Annotated in this window: 19 protein-coding genes and 1 riboswitch; of the genes, 14 read left to right on the top strand and 5 right to left on the bottom strand. The window is 35.2% G+C overall.

From position 1 onward, the window contains the following. Positions 1-28: 28 nt before the first annotated feature. Both AAIE21_RS18235 and AAIE21_RS18230 read right to left on the bottom strand, forming a co-directional pair. On the bottom strand, positions 29-490 hold the full coding sequence (locus AAIE21_RS18235; protein WP_343268064.1) for a YfbM family protein: 462 nt from the start codon (positions 488-490) through the stop codon (positions 29-31). Positions 491-908: 418 nt separating this feature from the next. Further along, complete coding sequence (locus AAIE21_RS18230; RefSeq protein WP_343268063.1) at positions 909-1,454, bottom strand: GNAT family N-acetyltransferase; 546 nt, start codon at positions 1,452-1,454, stop codon at positions 909-911. A gap of 226 nt (positions 1,455-1,680) precedes the next feature. On the opposite strand from AAIE21_RS18230, the gene panE reads away from it, so the two are divergent. Both panE and AAIE21_RS18220 read left to right on the top strand, forming a co-directional pair. Continuing rightward, positions 1,681-2,613, top strand: coding sequence for a 2-dehydropantoate 2-reductase (gene panE / locus AAIE21_RS18225; protein ID WP_343268062.1), 933 nt, complete (start codon positions 1,681-1,683; stop codon positions 2,611-2,613). Positions 2,614-2,863: 250 nt separating this feature from the next. Next, on the top strand, positions 2,864-3,244 hold the full coding sequence (locus AAIE21_RS18220; protein ID WP_343268061.1) for a hypothetical protein: 381 nt from the start codon (positions 2,864-2,866) through the stop codon (positions 3,242-3,244). A gap of 52 nt (positions 3,245-3,296) precedes the next feature. On the opposite strand, the gene AAIE21_RS18215 is transcribed toward AAIE21_RS18220, so the two are convergent. Continuing rightward, a complete protein-coding gene (locus AAIE21_RS18215) occupies positions 3,297-3,425 on the bottom strand; it encodes a bacitracin ABC transporter ATP-binding protein (protein WP_343268060.1) in 129 nt (42 codons plus the stop codon). A gap of 142 nt (positions 3,426-3,567) precedes the next feature. Beyond that, positions 3,568-3,714: riboswitch (cyclic di-AMP (ydaO/yuaA leader) on the top strand. A 144-nt stretch (positions 3,715-3,858) separates the two neighbouring features. Here AAIE21_RS18215 and AAIE21_RS18210 point away from each other — a divergent pair. From AAIE21_RS18210 to AAIE21_RS18185, 6 genes are all read left to right on the top strand, one after another. Further along, on the top strand, positions 3,859-5,685 hold the full coding sequence (locus AAIE21_RS18210) for an APC family permease (RefSeq protein ID WP_343268059.1): 1,827 nt from the start codon (positions 3,859-3,861) through the stop codon (positions 5,683-5,685). Positions 5,686-6,325: 640 nt separating this feature from the next. Further along, a complete protein-coding gene (locus tag AAIE21_RS18205) occupies positions 6,326-7,849 on the top strand; it encodes a sensor histidine kinase (RefSeq protein ID WP_343268058.1) in 1,524 nt (507 codons plus the stop codon). Next, positions 7,812-8,486, top strand: a complete 675-nt coding sequence (locus AAIE21_RS18200) for a response regulator (protein ID WP_343268057.1) — start codon at positions 7,812-7,814, stop codon at positions 8,484-8,486. The genes AAIE21_RS18205 and AAIE21_RS18200 overlap by 38 nt, the downstream gene beginning before the upstream one ends. A gap of 219 nt (positions 8,487-8,705) precedes the next feature. Then, complete coding sequence (locus AAIE21_RS18195; protein WP_343268056.1) at positions 8,706-9,812, top strand: hypothetical protein; 1,107 nt, start codon at positions 8,706-8,708, stop codon at positions 9,810-9,812. Between the two features lie 38 nt (positions 9,813-9,850). Further along, the gene (locus tag AAIE21_RS18190) at positions 9,851-10,951 is read left to right on the top strand and encodes a hypothetical protein (protein ID WP_343268093.1); all 1,101 of its coding nucleotides are present in this window, start codon (positions 9,851-9,853) and stop codon (positions 10,949-10,951) included. A 113-nt stretch (positions 10,952-11,064) separates the two neighbouring features. After that, positions 11,065-12,012: a sugar-binding transcriptional regulator gene (locus tag AAIE21_RS18185; RefSeq protein ID WP_343268055.1), complete on the top strand. Its 948-nt coding sequence runs from the start codon at positions 11,065-11,067 to the stop codon at positions 12,010-12,012. A gap of 60 nt (positions 12,013-12,072) precedes the next feature. Here AAIE21_RS18185 and AAIE21_RS18180 read toward each other — a convergent pair whose 3' ends face one another. Beyond that, positions 12,073-12,435, bottom strand: coding sequence for a hypothetical protein (locus AAIE21_RS18180; protein WP_343268054.1), 363 nt, complete (start codon positions 12,433-12,435; stop codon positions 12,073-12,075). A 164-nt stretch (positions 12,436-12,599) separates the two neighbouring features. Between AAIE21_RS18180 and deoC the strand changes: the two genes are divergently transcribed. The 4 genes from deoC to AAIE21_RS18160 all read left to right on the top strand — a co-directional run bounded on the left by deoC (position 12,600) and on the right by AAIE21_RS18160 (position 16,339). Further along, the gene (gene deoC, locus AAIE21_RS18175) at positions 12,600-13,271 is read left to right on the top strand and encodes a deoxyribose-phosphate aldolase (RefSeq protein WP_343268053.1); all 672 of its coding nucleotides are present in this window, start codon (positions 12,600-12,602) and stop codon (positions 13,269-13,271) included. Positions 13,272-13,383: 112 nt separating this feature from the next. After that, positions 13,384-14,565: a NupC/NupG family nucleoside CNT transporter gene (locus tag AAIE21_RS18170; RefSeq protein WP_343268052.1), complete on the top strand. Its 1,182-nt coding sequence runs from the start codon at positions 13,384-13,386 to the stop codon at positions 14,563-14,565. A 37-nt stretch (positions 14,566-14,602) separates the two neighbouring features. Further along, positions 14,603-15,904 carry a pyrimidine-nucleoside phosphorylase gene (locus AAIE21_RS18165; RefSeq protein ID WP_343268051.1) on the top strand — a complete coding sequence of 434 codons (1,302 nt, stop codon included), beginning with the start codon at positions 14,603-14,605 and terminating at the stop codon, positions 15,902-15,904. A gap of 39 nt (positions 15,905-15,943) precedes the next feature. Next, complete coding sequence (locus AAIE21_RS18160) at positions 15,944-16,339, top strand: cytidine deaminase (RefSeq protein WP_343268050.1); 396 nt, start codon at positions 15,944-15,946, stop codon at positions 16,337-16,339. Between the two features lie 150 nt (positions 16,340-16,489). Here AAIE21_RS18160 and AAIE21_RS18155 read toward each other — a convergent pair whose 3' ends face one another. Beyond that, the gene (locus AAIE21_RS18155) at positions 16,490-16,720 is read right to left on the bottom strand and encodes a DUF896 domain-containing protein (protein WP_343268049.1); all 231 of its coding nucleotides are present in this window, start codon (positions 16,718-16,720) and stop codon (positions 16,490-16,492) included. A 505-nt stretch (positions 16,721-17,225) separates the two neighbouring features. Here AAIE21_RS18155 and AAIE21_RS18150 point away from each other — a divergent pair. Both AAIE21_RS18150 and AAIE21_RS18145 read left to right on the top strand, forming a co-directional pair. Then, a complete protein-coding gene (locus AAIE21_RS18150; protein ID WP_343268048.1) occupies positions 17,226-18,122 on the top strand; it encodes a LysR family transcriptional regulator in 897 nt (298 codons plus the stop codon). A gap of 56 nt (positions 18,123-18,178) precedes the next feature. After that, entirely contained in the window at positions 18,179-19,012 is an 834-nt protein-coding gene (locus tag AAIE21_RS18145) for a YitT family protein (RefSeq protein ID WP_343268047.1), read from the top strand. Positions 19,013-19,163 lie beyond the last annotated feature (151 nt).

Genomic DNA, 19,163 nt, shown 5'->3' with positions numbered 1-19,163 from the left:
GAGAGAATCCGTTTTTTTTTGTTCTTGCTTAGAGAATGAAAAAAATCACACTTTGCTTGTTTGAAACAGCTCGCTTATATAAATTCTTAATTTCTAAAAAACAACTATAAGTATATTCGAATATCTCATCGGACTCATCATCTTCAACAAGTGGATAAAGTTGTTCGTCCATCAACTCTTGAAAGTTATACATGTTATTGAAATCAGATTCACTTAAATCTTTTATTGCAGAATATGCTTCTTCGACTTCACTAGCTGTAAGATAAAACGTACCAAGCGAATCGTTATCTATGATGGAATCATTAAGAGGTACAACATGTCCAAGTGGTGGTTCACCTCCGCCAATCTCACCACATAAAATAAAATGAAGTAATTGCCATGATTTATCAATATCTAGATCAGACTCTTTAAAATAAATGTCCAATTCCTTAGTTTTAATTTTGCTTAATTCCTCCTCTGTGACTAATATATACTGTCCAATCATCCCCATAATAGCCAGCTCCTCTAAAGGTTTTGAATCTAGTATATCACTTTTTATGTAGGTATTTATTACAGGGATTGATAGAATAGGTACTTTGAAACCAAGGGGAGGAAAGGTATTTCAACTCATTTATAAGATATGAAGAAATATAGATTGCCTCTGGTGAATTAAAACAAGGGAAATGTTTTAAATAAAAGAGTAAGCCATAAAATCTTTGGGCTTACTCTTTTTATAATCATTCATTTAGATGTTAAAACTGAAATGTTATAAGGATGTTTCGGAATCTTTTTCCCTTCCACTTTTTATAAAACTACTTCATATGTAACAAGAGATGAATCAAAAATCTCTGCTTTCATACATCTAACAAGCGAAAGTAAAGCTTTCGGGTTATTGCGATTCGCTACAAAAGAGAGGGGAAGTTATTGACTTACTTACTCTTTTTATAATCAGATCTTGTTAAACCATAAACAACAGTATCTTCATAAACTCCCCAGTACAAACAACTCTGTTTAAATGTTCCTTCATGTTTCAATCCTAATTTTTGCATGACTTTAGAAGAGGCAGGATTTTTAGTGAAAGCATCAGCAAAAATACGATTGAGCTGTAATTCTTCAAATGCATATTTAACGATAACTCGCCCAGCTTCTGTGCAATATCCTTTACTCCAATACGATTTACCTATCCAGTATCCTAGTTCTCCCTTATTGTGTTTTTTATTAATAAAAAGGTATATGCAACCGATGAGCATATTTTGCTCATTAACCATTGCAAAGTGAAAACTGTCTCCATTATCCATAGCTGTATGAGTGGAGGTAATCCACTCTTTTGCCCAGCCATCTGGATAAGGATGAGGAATAATTGTAGTATTTTTCGCAACCTCTTTATCTCCTGCTAATACTTGCACTTTAGAAGCATCATCTAATTCAAATGGGCGTATTGTCAATCTTTTAGATAAGAACATTGGGTATTGCATTTCTTTTCATCCTTTCTAACTATACAAGTTTTTACTAAGTGTATAATACATAAATTGAAATGTGACTAATCTATTCGTTAATATCATAATGAATAATATTATATAGTATATAGCCCTTAATTTTTGTTAAAAAGTTGAATTTTCTGTTTATTATACAGATCAGATGTATAATATAGTTATGCTACAAGGAAGTAAAATTTTCATGTTTGGAAAAGAGGGGTTCTGTATGCGTATTTTAGTATTAGGAGCTGGTGGAGTCGGAGGATATTTTGGGGGCCGTTTAGTAGAGAAAGGGGAAGACGTTACTTTTCTCGTTCGTAGTAGACGAAAACAGCAATTAGAAGAAAAAGGTCTCGTAATTCGGAGTGCTAATGGGGATTTTTCATTTCAACCGAAATTAGTAACGAAAGAAGATGTCGTTTCTCCATTCGATGTAATTCTATTTTCAACAAAAGCATATCACTTAAAAGAAGCAATAATAGATTTGAAGCCGTTTGTAGGCGATAATACAATGATAATCCCATTATTAAACGGTATTGCTCATTTATCACATTTGCAACAGGAGTTTGGTGAGGAAAACGTAATGGGTGGCTTATGTTTTATAGAGACAACTTTAAACGATGAAGGGGAAGTTGTACACACTAGTGCTGCTGATAGACTTGTATTTGGAGAAATAAAACACCATGATTCAGCAAGAGCAAAAAAAATTGCTAAAGTATTAACGGGAACGAAAGCGAGTTTTGTTCTAAGTGAACATATTTTGCGAGATATGTGGCATAAATATTTATTTATTTCAGTAATGTCAGGTGTGACGACGTTAATGCATGCACCGATAGGACCGATTCGCGAAAGTAATGGTGGTCGCGATTTTATTCGAAGTTTATTTGAAGAAGCAGCACAGATCATGAGGGGATTTGGAGCTCCGATTCAGGAAAATATTGTTGAGGAACATATGAAGACAATTGATAAAATTTCTTATGCTATGAAGTCATCTATGCAGCGTGATATGGAAAAAGGTTCGTTCATTGAAGGGGAACATTTACAAGGATATTTATTAAAATTAGCAAAACAATTTTGTATCGATGCAACGTTATTAAAAGTGGTTTATCAAAACTTAAAAGTATATGAAGAAATGACTTTAAATAAAGAACCGGTATAGTTTTTGTAGTACCGAAATGAGTGAAGGATAGAAAAAGTATAATTACTTTTTCTATCCTTTTTATATTCGGCAAGTAAAAGTTAGAAGAGTACGATTTATCATCCGGATATAATTAAGGTATTTGAATGAGGTAGCGAAATGATTTTAATAATACCTTTTTGTTGAATTGTGGCATTTTATTTCTAATAAGTAGCGAGTTCTAAAAGAAGGGTCTCTTGAAATATAAATGTGTTGGAAAGGAGGGAGAGTAATGACTATAAGTACTTTTTTAGGGTTATTTTGGGGATGGATCATATTAATTGTATCAGGTGTTCTTTTTGTGCGTCCATCGGTGTTACGTGAATTGAAAAGGTTAGTGGTGGAAGGTAGAGGATCTGGAATTATGTATGGATTTTTATCAATCTTTTTAGGGTTAAGTACCGTCATTTTACATCATGTATGGGAGTTGAATTGGCAAGGATTTGTTACACTCATTGGATGGCTTTCGCTCTTAAAGGGAATCTACATTATTGCATATCCTGAACCTTCAAAAAGGACAGATTTTGAAGTGCGAGTACTTTCTACTCGTATCGTACTCGCAATCATTTCTGCTTTAGCTATATGGATGCTTGTAGTAATTTATATGCAATAAATTTTGACGTTTTAAAATAAAAAGTCTGTTTTATTTTTTAAAACAGACTTTTTTACTTATTTCTTTTATTTTCTTGTGAACGATTTCGTTCTTCATGTGTGTTTCCATATAACTTATTAATTTCTATTATAATTTCATCTAAAAAGGTATCCGATAAAAGCGGCTTCTTTTCTTTAGACAAATCAATGCCTCCCAATCTATATTGATACATATATTCTGTTCATCCATGCAACGATATCATACATAATCATCGAAAACTTTTTATTTTTAAAAATTTTGTTTACTTTTTTAAAATAAAGGAGTATTATAATCCACAGTTTCAAATTTCTAAATCGCTGAAACCGCATGGTACGGGGGACCCGTTTTTATGGATTATTGCATAATCCAAGGGGTGAATCCTTGAAAAAAGGTAGGGCTACTCATAGGCCCGAATCCGACAGCTAACCTCGTAAGCGTTATATTGAGAAGGAAGGTGGAGCTTGTGCGACAAAAAATGTAATGTCTACAAGTCTATTTGTTATGGCTTGTAGACATTTTTTGTTTTCTGAAAAAATAGTTTGTTAATTTAACTAACAGAGAAATGAACGTACAAAATTATTGGAGAGTGAACATCAGTGGTTTCATCCATAAAGAGATTTTTAATTGGTCGACCGTTAAAGTCAACGGAATTAGGAGAGCAAAAACTTAACAAAACGAAAGCATTAGCTATTCTTTCTTCAGATGCTTTATCATCAGTGGCATATGGTCCAGAACAAATATTGATTGCCCTAGCTACACTTGGTGCTGTAGCATTTTGGTATTCTATTCCTATCGCTATAGGAGTATTAGTATTGTTAACAGCTCTTATTTTATCTTATAGACAAATTATTTTTGCGTATCCTCATGGCGGGGGAGCATATGTAGTATCAAAAGAAAATTTAGGTGTGAATCCAGGGTTAATAGCTGGAGGATCCTTATTAGTAGACTATATTTTAACTGTAGCAGTAAGTGTATCGGCAGGTACAGATGCGATTACATCTGCTTTTCCTAGTTTACATGAGCATAATGTCATTATCGCGATTATATTTGTAATATGTATTACAATATTGAACTTAAGAGGTGTAACGGAGTCGGCTTCTGTTTTAGCATATCCTGTTTATCTATTTGTTTTAGCGCTATTTATATTAATCGGCGTAGGAATATACAACATTGTAACAGGTGAAGTTTCGCCTCATTTGCATACACCAATTGGTACACCAGTAGCAGGGGTTAGTTTGTTTTTACTTTTAAGAGCATTTGCATCAGGTAGTTCTGCTTTAACAGGTGTTGAAGCCATTTCGAATGCAATCCCCAACTTTAAAGATCCAGCTCCTAACAATGCAGCCAAAACATTGCTTGCGATGGGGGCTTTACTGGCCGTTTTATTTTCAGGAATTGTTTATCTAGCTTATTATTACGGAATTACTCCTAGTAAAGAAGTAACCGTAGTTTCTCAAATTGCTGAACAAACATTTGGACGAAATTTTATGTACTTTTTTATACAAGGTACAACAGCTTTAATATTAATTCTTGCTGCTAACACCGGCTATTCAGCATTTCCTTTATTAGCAGTTAATCTTGCGAAAGATAAGTTTATTCCAAGGATGTTTACGATTAGAGGCGATCGATTAGGTTATTCAAACGGGATTATCATACTTGGAATTGCTTCCATTCTTTTAATTATTGCGTTTCAAGGTCAAACAGAACATCTTATTCCGCTTTATGCAGTGGGCGTGTTTATTCCATTTACGTTGTCACAGTCTGGGATGGTGGTTAAATGGATTCGTGAAAAGCCTCAAGGATGGATTTTGAAATTAACGATTAATTTAACAGGTGCCGTTATTAGTTTTATCGTTATGAGTATGTTCTTTTTAACTAAATTTGCACAAGTTTGGACTGTGCTTGTTTTCTTACCTGTCATTATTTTTGTTTTCCACCGAATTAAAAAACACTATGAAGCAGTAGGAGATCAGTTAAGCCTTAAAACTTGTGAATCAATTGTGCCAATCGAAGGTAATGTAATCATCGTTCCCGTAGCCGGTATGACTCATGTAGTAGAAAATTCATTGAATTATGCAAAGTCTCTTTCACCAGATCAAATTATCGCCGTATATGTTGCATTTGAAAGAGAAGATGAAAAGAAATTTGAAGAGAAGTGGAAGAAATGGCAGCCTGAAGTAAGGCTTGTTACGTTGCATTCCCACTATAGAAGCATTATTCAACCGCTAACAAAGTTTATCGATACAGTGCAATATAAAGCAAATGAATCCAATTACAGAGTTACTGTAGTAATACCGCAATTTATTCCTAAGAAAGGCTGGCACAATATTCTTCATAACCAGTCGAGCTTATTAATTCGTGCATTCTTACTCTATAAGAGAAATGTTGTTATTACGACGGTTCCTTATCATTTGAAAAAATAAAGATTATAGAACAAGCAATTTTCAAGGTAGCTTTACTTATGTAGAGCTACCTTTTTGTACAAATAGGTTTTATATCTTACCGTTGTGGATCTAATCCTTATTTGAAATTGGGTATTTCGAAACTTTTTATCACTCCAAAAGTAATTCTTTCTAACCTTGTTAAGATTCCTATTCATCAACTTTCGTTTTTTGAATAGACCAATTTTTTAGATTATTTACGTTTTATAAATGTCTTCAACACTATTACAATATATGGTTTTTGATTTTTTTAAGAGCATTATTACAAAATGCGTTTTTTATATGCACATTCTCCACTAAGAAAAATAGGGCAGCTGGTATCTGTTTCCCGATACCAAACTATAATTTTAAGAAGTTGTTAAAACAGAATGAATTATAAGATGGAAAGGAATTAGATTTACAGAAAAGCAAGGGAAGAGTATATTTGTGCACAAATAATTTTTTAAATATGCTAGGAAACCCCTGATTTAGCAAGAAAAATTATATCAAGAATGAATTATATAAAGAAGAACCTTTAGAAAGGAATATAAAAATTGAATACTTATCATATAGTAGAGAGTAAATTTTAGTGAAAACTGAACAATAGGCTGGTTGCTATACTTTCAATTAGGAAGGAAAAAATATGAAACTTCTGCCTCGTTTTGTCCGACATTTCCACCGTTTGCAGTGGAAACTGACTTTATTTTACGTGTTAACAACCATCGGTGTTCTATTAACACTTGAAGTGATGGGCTTTCTTATTTCACTTAGTCTAGTGAAATATAATGCGGACCGAATGTTTGAACAACAGATCAGTATACAAGCTCAAAATATATCTTCTAACTTTAACGGACCATTTATTAATCAAAATCAGCTGAAGAAAGCATTAGAAGATTGGCCCATTGAAGTAGGAACTGAATTCGATGGATTTTCTGTGGTCATTGATCCTAATCGGAAATTACTTGCAGGTGCCGGAGAGGATGTGCCTCAGTTTATTGAGTTTAAAGCAGAATTTCCTGCGGAAGTTTATCAGCATATATATACAGCGTTGTCACTGAAATCATCTGAAGCACGTAAATTAAAAACATATAGCTACCATAAAGATGGAATTTTATATATTGTTGCTCCATTAACAAATCAGAAAGATGTTCGTGGGGTATTAGTGGTTAAAGCAGAGAACATACAGTTTTCGCTCTTCGATTTTTGGAAGGTTACTTTTCAGTTTTTTGGATTTAGTATTTTAGCTTTCTTTATTGGTGCAGCAATTGTTGGTATTACTTTTGGAATTATCACGTCTCGAAGTCTCGTTCGTCGTATCAAAAAGATATTAAACTCTACAGATCAATGGAGTCAAGGGGATTTCACAACATTTGTGCATGATCCTTCAAAGGATGAATTGGGGCAGTTGGCATGTAAGCTGAATCAAATGGCGAAACAATTACGTACCTTACTTAAAGTGCGGCAAGATTTAGCGACACTTGAGGAACGTAATCGATTAGCTCGTGAGCTACATGATAGTATCAAGCAGCAACTGTTTGCTACATCAATCTGGCTGAATACTAGCAAATCTCTTATCGGAAAAGACGATGACACCGCTAAAGAACATTTGCTAAAGGCAGAAAATGTGTTACATCAAACGCAGCGTGAGTTAAGTGCATTGATTCGGGAGTTACGTCCTGTTGCCCTTGAGGGGAAGGATCTGACACATGCATTAAAGGATTATACAGGAATGTGGCAAGAACAAACGGGTATTATCGTTAATTTGGAAACAAGTGGACAGCAACAAGTATCCCCTATTATTGAAGAAACATTTTTTCGCATCACACAGGAGGCACTGAATAATGTTGCACGTCACAGTCAGGCAAATATGGTAATGATTCATCTAGATTATGAAGAAGTTGTAACTCTTTCTATTCATGATAATGGTTGTGGGTTTGATACTCAAAGGGGAGCTCGACAAGGAGTAGGTTTGTCCTCTATGCGTGAACGAATTCATGCGTTAAAGGGGCATATTGACATCCAAAGTGAGATAGGGAAAGGTGTGAAAATTACCGTTCAATGTAAACAAACAGATATTCGAGAAGATAACAATCCGAATGCCAATTGTTATTTAGAAGAGGTGACGGAAAATGGAGAAGGAAGATCCGATTTCGATTTTAATAGTTGATGATCACGCAATTGTAAGACAAGGATTGAATACTCTATTCACAATTCAATCTGACTTTCATGTAGTTGGAGAAGCAGAAAATGGTGAAAGTGCTACGGCCCTAGCTGCTGAGCTTGTGCCAGATATCGTACTCATGGATTTAGTGATGCCAGGTATCCATGGTGTAGAGGCAATTCGAATGATTAAACAAGTTAGTCCTCGTTCTCAAGTGATTGTGTTGACTTCTTATCATGAGGACGAGTACATTTTTCCAGCATTACGTGCAGGGGCAATATCATATGTGCTTAAAGACATCGAGCCTAATCAATTGGTTGAAACGGTAAGGAGAGGCGTACAAGGCGAATCCATCATGCATCCACGGGTAGCTGCACGGGTTGTTAATGAGATTCGTGCTACGAAACAGGCATCTTCCAATCCATTTTCCGAGCTAAGTGAAAGAGAACTGGAAGTGTTACGATTAATTGCTAGGGGGCTCACGAATGCTGAAATTGCTGAAAGTCTTTTCATTAGTGAAAAGACAGTGAAAGGGCATGTTAGCAACATTTTAAGTAAGCTTCATATGCTTGATCGTACGAAAGCTGCTGTTTTTGCCTGGGAACAAGGGTTTATGCGTCCGAATCAGGAAAAAAATTATTAATATAGATTAGAAAATTTCTTATACCAATTCCATTACGCGGAATTGGTATTTTTATTTTGCGATATTTCCAGTTTGTTAATCTACAACTTTGACTATGAAAATTCTTTTCTAAACGGACCTCTAGAACTGTTTATAAACAGTCCTGTGGATTCGTTTCAAATTGCCCCTTTTATCATAATATGAACTTACTCATCAATATACAGTAGGGGGTTGAAGAATATGGTTTTGAAATTAAATGATATACGAAAGTCGAATGATCACTATTCACCAAATACATTGAAAGATAGGAGGGGAAAGCGGAACTTTTTGCTATCAAATTGGCATCGGTGGATCGCCTATATAACTGCAGTTTGGTCCTTATTTTACGGATTTCTGGGACTTTATTGGGCTTTAGGAGGCGCAGGATTTCCTTTTGGTGAAAATGATTCAAGAGGGTTTATGATGGGATCATTTTTAGCAAACATACAATCAGATGTAGGGGGAGTGACAATCGCTTACATCGGGGGGATTGGATCAGTCGTTGCATTGGCTACAATCCGAATGTGGGGAAAGATGATTCCGCGTGCAGTCCTGCTCATTTTCGCATGGATAATGTGTATCACTCTAGTTATGGTAATTCCTGATGTCCGGGTATTACAGAATTTCGCTTATTCATTCATGCTACATTTTCAACTCATCGATTGGCCTGTAATAAATCAACTTCTATGTATGGTAGGAGGATTTTTATGGGGAGCGACAGCCTTGGCTTATCAGCGGCTGAGCCGGGGAGCATGTGTGAATTGCGGACTTCAAAAAGAGACTCAAGATATATCAATTGTCGGAAACAGCTTTGGGAAATATGTAACCTACATTGCTATCGTTATGGCACTTCCTTATGGGGTTGTCCGCTTAGCGTGGGCTGCAGGGATTCCATTGGGGATGAGTAATATAGCAGCGATATCAATCGGTAGCCAGTCACTTACAGAACGCATGACAGAGGCTGTACTTGGTGGATTACCTGTATGTGGTGCGATTCTTACATTGGGACTTATCCAAAAATGGGGAGAAAAATTTCCTCGTTGGTGCCTTTATTTGGCTGGGAAACGTATTCCTGTTTGGTTTGTAGTGATACCAGCAACATGTGCATCTACTCTTATCACTCTTGCGGGATTAAAAATAAGTCCGATTCTCATTTTTAGAATCTTTGACGGTTCAATCAATGCTGGAAATTGGGGAGAATTAGGGCCTTCACTATTTTGGCTTCCATGGGGAATAGCATTAGGGCTGGCAACCATTGCTTATTATCAAAGAAGGCGGGGACAGTGTAAATATTGTAGAAGGCTTTAGTATTATAACTTTCTAATAGAAGGAGTTGTTCTTTTGTGATGTTAAATACTGAGAAAAAAAACGAAACCGGAATTCATATTTTTAGATGGTTATCATTATGGCCCCAATGGATTGGGTATACTGCGGGTTCTTGGTCATTGATGTATTTGATATTAGGTCAGTATTGGGCGTTGGGAGGAAAAGGTTTTCCACTTGGGATAGGGGATCCACAATCTGAATACTCATTGCTAGTTGGTTTGAGCCCTGAGATCGGTGCACCTATGATGGTTGGATTTGGAGTAATGGGAGTCATTGTAGCTGTCATGATGATTCGTGGTTTAGGTAATGGACTTTTACGAATTATATTACTCGGGTTTGTGTATATGTTAGTAGCGATTCTACTATTCGCAGTTATTGACTACCGTGTTTTAGTGACTGTAGCATATGGAATTGTATTTCTGGTAGGAGCGCCATTTGATTTTCCGCATGGAGTGAATTTTTTTGAACAGATGATGTACTGGACGATTGTGAATCAATATATTAGTATGCTAGGAGCCTTTTTATGGATTGCTACTGCTCTAGTCTATCAACGACAAACACGAAATGCTTGTCTGTATTGTGGTCGAAATAGTAAACCTTCTAAATGGACATCACAATCCTCAGCAGCATCTTGGGGAAAATGGTGCACTTACATTGCCATTATAATTCCTATCTGTTATTCCATAACGAGATGGTGTTGGGCGATAGGTATTCCACTGGGAACTACTAAAGAATTACTTGATTCTTTTGAACGTGATTCACCTGGAATTTGGTTAATGGGTGCGTCCTTGGCTACCGTAGCGCTCGGAGGGGCAATTCTTACGCTGGGACTTATTCAGCACTGGGGAGAAAAGTTTCCTCGTTGGTTTCCATTCATTGCTGGTAAGCGTGTACCTCTTTCGTTAGCGATTATTCCTGCTTCGTTGGTTTCTATTATGGTCACTTCAGCTGGTTTGATGTACATTCGGGGTTTTATTAATAAAGGGGGGCTAGATCATAGAGGATGGGCATTGGAAGGTCCAGAATTATTATGGCCAATCTGGGGAATAGCTCTATTTGGCGCTACGATTGCTTATTATTATCGTAGACGTAATCGGTGCAGACATTGTAGTAACTTGTAATTTATTTTTGGAATTAAAAAGTAAAAATTCAGATGGTCGAATTTTATGGAATAAAGCGGTATAATGCTTGTAAATGATAGAAAAATGTAGGAAAGGATATATAAATAGCTACTATGGATAAAGATAAACAACAATTAAGTGTTGAAGTTGCAAGATTATACTACCAATCGGATTATAGCCAACAAGAAATTGCTAATAAACTAAATATCTCTAGACCGACCATCTCAAGGTTGTTAAAATACGCGAAAGAAAAAGGATTTGTTCAAATTAACATTGCAGATCCGTTTGCTGATTTGGATAGTGTCGGAAACTTACTGAAAGAAAAATATGATTTATTAGAAGCACATGTTGTGTTTTCACCAGTACCAGAGTATGGGGCTATTACGGAGTATATTAGTCAGTATGCTGCTGAGTATATGGAGAAGACTGTTATAAATGGTGATATCGTTGGAGTGAGCTGGGGAACAACAATGTATGAAATCGCTCGAAAAATTGTGCCGCAGCATGTAAAAGGGGTAGAGGTTGTTCAATTAAAAGGAGGAATTAGCCATTCAAATGTAAATACCTATGCGAATGAAACGATTTCTTTATTTGCAGAAGCCTTCCAAACAACACCACGAAACCTACCGCTTCCAGTTATATTTGATAATGCCGTTACAAAGGAACTAGTAGAACAGGATAGACATATTCACCATATTATTGAAATGGGAAAACAAGCGAATATTGCTATTTTTACTGTTGGAACTGTTCGAGATGAGGCGCTATTATTCCGATTAGGTTATTTAGATAAGGAAGAAATGAGCTTATTGAAAAAACAAGGAGTGGGCGACATTTGTTCACGTTTCTTCGATGGTAACGGTAATATTTGTAGTGAAGAAATCAATCAGCGTACAATTGGGATTGATTTAGAAGAATTGCGTCTAAAGAAACGTTCGGTTCTTGTTGCTGGAGGTTTTAGAAAAGTAAAGGCGATTGATGGTGCATTAAGCGGAGGATATGCGAATGTGTTGATTATCGATCAGCATACTGCAAAAGAGTTGTTACATTATCAAAAAGGATAAAATAAAAGGCTTTCTCAAAATAATACTTTTGAGAAAGCCTTTTTGAATATATCGTTTATTTTAGTATGAGTAAATCAAGGTATAGTACCTTGTATAGTATTTATAAGAAATACTCTTCGATTGATCTCCTTTTTCAAAAGTTAGGGAGTTAGCCATTATATCTCTTTCCACAAAAGTCCAACCATCTTCCTCCATCATATTGATAAACGGTTCCATTTTTCCACGTTTTACTAAGTAAGGATATTCATTATCTATTGGTTCTACTGCTACCATTTCTTTATCTTGAATAACCATTTTTGAAATAGCTATAGCAAATGGTATTGGGTTCCCTTCTTGGAAAATTACTTTCCTTTTTTGAAAGACAAATATAAATAGTGCGATGCATATTAGTAATGCTAGTATAAAGGGTTTCGATTTTAGCAAATGACTCACATCCTTTGTTTACCGTTTTATACTACAAATTAAGATTCGATTTATTGGGTATAATTTCCTTCCGGAAAATATTGAACAAAATTTCATAATGATATTTACATTTGTTCAAAATGGAGTTAGAATGAAGTTGTTAAAAGATATAAGGAGTGAAGAAAATGAACATTGCAAAGTTAATTGATCATACAATTTTAAAACCGAATACAACAAAAGAAGATGTGATGAAAGTTTTAGAAGAGGCAAAGAAATATAATTTCGCTTCTGTTTGTATTAATCCTACATGGGTGAAATTAGCTGCTGAAGAATTAGCAGGACATGATGTGGATGTTTGTACAGTTATCGGATTCCCTTTAGGTGCAAATACAACTGAAACAAAAGTATTTGAAACAAAAGATGTAATTGCAAAAGGTGCAACTGAAGTAGACATGGTAATCAATGTTGGTGCTTTAAAAGATGGCGATAATGAATTTGTTGAAAAGGATATTCGTGAAGTTGTACAAGCTGCAAAAGGAAAAGCTCTTGTAAAAGTTATTATTGAAACTTGCTTATTAACAGATGAAGAAAAAGTTCGCGCTTGTGAATTATCTGTAAAAGCTGGTGCTGATTTTGTGAAAACTTCAACTGGATTCTCAACTGGTGGCGCGACTGCTGAAGATATCGCATTAATGCGCAAAACTGTTGGAGCAAACGTTGGTGTGAAAGCATCTGGTGGCGTTCGTACACGTGAAGATGCAGAGAAAATGGTTGAAGCGGGTGCTTCTAGAGTAGGAGCAAGTGCAAGTGTTGCAATTGTCTTAAATGACAAAGAAGGTGCTTCAGACAATTACTAATCAATAAACAGTTAGAAGCAATAGATACACAAATTGCACAAAGGCATGGTGTATCTATTGCTTTAACAATTGAAAAATATGTAAGCGGATACGGAGAAGGAGGGAGAATGTTATGAAATATGTAATCGGTATCATAGGCTTGATCATTGTGTTAGGTATCGCATGGCTTGCTAGTAATAATAGAAGGAAAGTGAAATACCGCCCTATTATAACAATGATTGTGCTTCAGTTTATTTTAGGTTTCTTACTATTAAATACAAGCATCGGGAACGTGTTAATTGCTGGGATTGCAGATGGTTTTGGACAATTATTAAAATATGCTGGTGATGGTGTTAATTTCGTATTTGGTGGGTTAGTAAATCAAAAAGAGTTTTCGTTCTTTTTAGGAGTATTAATGCCAATTGTTTTTATATCAGCTTTAATTGGTATCCTGCAGCACATTAAAGTATTGCCGGTCATTGTAAAAGCGATTGGTTTAGCTTTAAGCAAAATAAATGGGATGGGGAAACTTGAATCGTATAATGCTGTGGCTTCAGCAATTTTAGGACAATCAGAAGTGTTCATTTCTGTTAAAAAGCAACTAGGTTTACTATCGGAAAGAAGATTATATACGTTATGTGCGTCTGCAATGTCAACGGTGTCTATGTCTATCGTTGGCTCGTATATGGTTTTATTAAAACCGCAATATGTTGTAACCGCTTTAGTACTTAACTTGTTTGGTGGATTTATTATTGCTTCTATCATTAACCCTTACGAGGTTACTGAAGAAGAGGATATGTTAGAAGTACAAGAGGAAGAGAAAAAGAGCTTTTTCGAAGTATTAGGGGAGTATATAATTGATGGCTTTAAAGTTGCTATTACAGTAGCGGCTATGTTAATTGGCTTTGTTGCTTTAATTGCTTTCATTAATGCTGTGTTTAAAGGTGTAATTGGTATTTCATTCCAAGAAATTCTTGGCTATGTATTTGCACCGTTTGCATTTATTATGGGAGTTCCTTGGCATGAAGCTGTTAACGCAGGTAACATCATGGCGACAAAACTTGTATCAAATGAATTTGTGGCAATGACAGATTTAGCACAAGGGAACTTTAATTTCTCTGGAAGAACAACAGCTATTATATCCGTATTCCTTGTTTCATTTGCGAACTTCTCTTCAATTGGAATTATTGCAGGAGCTGTTAAGAGCTTAAATGAAAAACAAGGGAATGTAGTAGCAAGATTCGGTTTGAAATTACTTTTCGGTGCAACGTTAGTAAGTTTCTTATCAGCAACAATTGTTGGCTTAATATATTAAAAGTTTCATAGAATATAAAAAAGGAATGGTGATTAAGATGAGAATGGTAGATATTATTGCGAAAAAACGTGATGGTAAAGAATTAACAACAGAGGAGATCGGATTCTTTATTAAAGGATATACAGATGGATCAATACCTGATTATCAAGTGAGTGCACTGGCAATGGCTATCTTTTTCCAAGACATGTCTGATCGTGAACGTGCTGACTTAACGATGGCTATGGTGAACTCTGGAGAAACAATTGATTTATCAGAGATTGAAGGGGTTAAAGTAGATAAACATTCAACTGGTGGTGTTGGTGATACAACAACATTAGTTTTAGGACCATTAGTAGCTGCTTTAGATGTACCAGTTGCAAAAATGTCTGGCCGAGGTTTAGGGCATACAGGTGGTACGATTGATAAATTAGAAGCAGTCGAAGGCTTCCACGTTGAAATTACGAAAGAACAATTTATTGACTTAGTGAATCGTGATAAAGTTGCCGTTATTGGACAAACAGGAAATTTAACACCTGCCGATAAAAAAATCTATGCATTACGCGATGTAACTGGAACAGTGAATTCAATTCCGCTAATCGCAAGTTCAATTATGAGTAAAAAAATTGCAGCTGGTGCTGATGCAATTGTTCTTGATGTTAAGACGGGTGCAGGTGCATTTATGAAAACAGAAGAAGATGCGAAAGAATTAGCACATGCGATGGTACGAATCGGAAATAATGTCGGTCGTCAAACAATGGCAGTTATTTCAGATATGTCGCAACCACTTGGTTTTGCAATCGGTAATGCTCTTGAAGTGAAGGAAGCAATTGATACGCTAAAAGGAGAAGGGCCAGAAGACTTAACGGAATTGGTACTTGTATTAGGAAGCCAAATGGTTGTACTTGGTAAAAAAGCCGATACATTAGAGGAAGCTCGTGAAATGTTGAAAGAAGTTATGAAGAATGGGAAAGCGATTGAGAAATTCAAAGAGTTTTTAAGTAACCAAGGCGGAGATAGCTCGATTGTAGATCATTCAGAAAAATTACCACAAGCCAAATATGTAATTGATGTACCAGCTAAAACTTCAGGTGTTGTGTCTAATATCGTAGCCGATGAAATCGGTATTGCTGCTATGCTTCTAGGTGCAGGCCGTGCAACAAAAGAGGATGAAATTGATTTAGCGGTTGGTTTAATGCTACGCAAAAAAGTGGGTGAACCCGTAAAAGAAGGAGAGCCACTTGTTACGATTTATGCAAATCGTGAAAACGTAGAGGATGTAAAAGCTAAAATTTATGAAAACATTTCTGTATCAGAAAATGCTGAAACTCCTAAATTAATTCATACAATTATTACTGATTAATAACCATTAGAATTAACTGTACTTTGAGGAGGAAATAACATGGATAAAAAAAGATACATTGAAGAAGCGACAAAGATGTTAGAGAAGGCTTATATTCCATATTCTAAATTCCCTGTTGGTGCAGCGTTAGTTACGAAAGAAGGTAAAGTGTATACCGGTTGTAACATAGAAAACGCTTCTTACGGTTTATGTAATTGTGCGGAAAGAACAGCTATATTTAAAGCGGTGTCAGAAGGGGAGCGTGAATTTAGTTATTTAGTAGTAACAGGTAAAACCGATGGGCCCATTTCTCCATGCGGAGCTTGTAGACAAGTCATTGCAGAGTTTTGTGAACCTCAGATGCTAGTGTTACTAACAAACCTAAAAGGTGATGAGAAAGAAGTAACGGTTGAACAATTACTGCCAGGTGCTTTTACAATAGCGGATTTATCTTGAGTGTAAAAGTGTTTTAAATTATGACGTGATAGGAATTAGAGATAATTAGATTATATGCTAAAAAGAGCCAGGATTTCTAAATATAGAAATTCGGCTCTTTTTATGTTGAGGTTATTTTGTAAAATTGTTTGTTTGAATTAATTTTAGGCTTCATTTTTTAAGATTCATACGATTTTGTGCATGCTGTAAAGCAAGTGGAGTAACGTTTTCTCCGCTAGGATCTACAATCGTTGTATTTAATAAAATGGAATCTAAACTCCCGCGAAATTCTTTCATATAGCTTTGTCTTAAGATTTGTTGTTCTTGTTTTTCCGTTTCCTGTAGTCCTAAAGTTTTTTCTTTTTTTGCTAGTTCATTAATGCGAAATAATATATTTTTCATTTTCTTCACCTCTTTTATTTTACTATAAATTAGTTGCTTACTAATTTATAGTTATTTTAATATTTCTTTTGGATTATGTCAATAGTTGTAAATGAAAAAGACACCTTTTTCTTCAAGAAGGGTGTCTAACTGTACTATATTAGGTTCATCCATCATTTTTATAAATGATTTCTATTAAAATAATTCATTTTATTTATTTGTGATCTAAATATATAATAGCGATTAGATGAGTGTAAAGAAACAGCTGTTTTATGGATGATTCAAATAGAGAATAAAAGGTCTTCAGAGACTTGCTCAGTGTGAACATATGTGAGTTTGTGAGTAAAACCAACTAAATTCATGAGAATGATTATTTTTATGGGCGTCTCGTTAAATAATAGATTGCGTGTTCGAATAAATGGAAAACGATATAACTTACATATTCATTTTCACATTATTATAGATATATGGTTATAAAAAGAAAAACATCAAGAAGATATAGGATCGTACAACAGGGGGAGTAAGTATGGAGCTGCGTCATTTGAAAACTTTTATTATTGTAGCGGAAAGTGGTGGCTTTACACGGGCTGGAGAACAACTTGGATATACACAATCGACAATTACTAATCATATTCGCTCATTAGAAGAAGAGATTGGGAGTCCATTATTTGATCGTCTTGGCAAAAAGGTAATTTTAACTGATATAGGGGAGCATATGCTTTCTTATGCACATAAAATATTGGAATTATCAAATGAAGCATTGGAATCATCTCAAATGAATGGCAAATCGTCAGGAACAATACGCATTGGAGCGAATGAGTCTTTAATGATTTATCGATTACCTGCTGTTTTATATGAATTTAAAAGGAAGTATCCACAAGTACATATCATTTTACAACCATCAGAGAGTCAAGAATTGCACAATGAACTAAAATCAGGGAAATTTGATTTTGCTTTATTTACACATCCGGAACAACTAGGTACAGACATTGTTACTCATTCTCTTGTTCAAGAGAAGATTGTGCTTATTGCCCCGCCGAAACATCCACTAACAAAAAAGGTGAGCGTTAGTCCTGCTGATTTAGAAGGAGAAATGTTGTTGCTTACAGAGCCAGGGAGTTATCGAGATTTGCTAGAAAGACGGATTAAAGAAGATGGTATTAATTGTTCTCATATTCATTTTTGGAGTATTGAAGCGATTAAGCAAACCGTTATGTGTGGGCTAGGGATATCTTATTTACCGTTTATAACGGTAAAGGAAGAAATCGAGCAAGGAAAGTTAAGTGTACTGCCATGGACGCATAGTGAAGATTTCGTTACAACTGAATTGGCATACCATAAAAGTAAATGGTTAACTCCTGCAATGAAACAATTAATTGAAATGATAGAGAAACATGCAGAAAAATGGAAAGAATTCGCTTGATTCTCTGAGATGAAATTAGGCTGAAAAATATATTGGGGTAGATAGGAGGAAAAGTAATGAATGAAAGAGTAAAAGAAGTAGCACTTGTCGTAATTGGATCATTGTTGTTTGCGATTGGAATTAACTTTTTTGCTATTCCAAATCGATTATCTGAAGGTGGCATTATTGGACTTACAGTTATTACATATTATTTATTTGAATGGTCACCAGGTACTGTAAACCTTTTAATAAATGCAGTATTACTTGCAATTGGGTATAAGTTTTTTGATAAAAAGACAATGGTGTATACAATACTTGGTATTGTCTCTTCATCTTTCTTTTTATATATAACAGAAGATATAGCGACTCCGGTAAATCATGATACATTATTAGCGGCTCTATTCGCTGGTGTTTTCGTTGGCGTTGGTTTAGGATTTATGTTCCGTGCAGGTGGTACATCAGGTGGATCTGCAATCATAGCACAATTAGCCAACCAATATTTAGGTTGGAGTGTTGGAAAAGGTGTACTAATTATTGATATCGTCGTTATTGCAGGTTCAGTATTTATTATTGGACAGGAAAAAGCGATGTATACGCTTGTAGCGGTATTTATCGGTGCAAAGGTTATTGACTTTATTGTGGAAGGATTGAATACAAAGACCGCTGTAACGATTATTTCAAACTACCCAGATATGATTAGAGAATCTATTATGAAGAATATGACACGTGGTGTAACAGTATTAGAAGGAAAAGGCGGTTACACAGGAAGTAACAAAGAAGTATTATATATTGTTATTAATAAACAAGAACTCATGCAATTAAAGAAAGTCGTGAGTCAAAAAGATGAAAATGCATTCGTTGTCATTCACGATGTACGTGATGTGTTAGGTGGCGGCTTTAAAGCGAGTTGAAAAAACTGGTCTTCAATTTTGAAGGCCAGTTTTTTTATTGGAGCTATGAAATAATTTGATGAGTAGAAGTGTGGAAGTCTTTTCGAAATCTATTATGCATCTTAAATTGAATAGTATGTGTACAAAAAGTAAAAGCTACGGATTGTGAAAT

This window comes from Paenibacillus sp. 102 (assembly GCF_039549175.1).
Classification (GTDB): domain Bacteria; phylum Bacillota; class Bacilli; order Bacillales; family Bacillaceae_G; genus Bacillus_A.
This window is presented reverse-complemented; position numbering and strand designations above follow the sequence as displayed.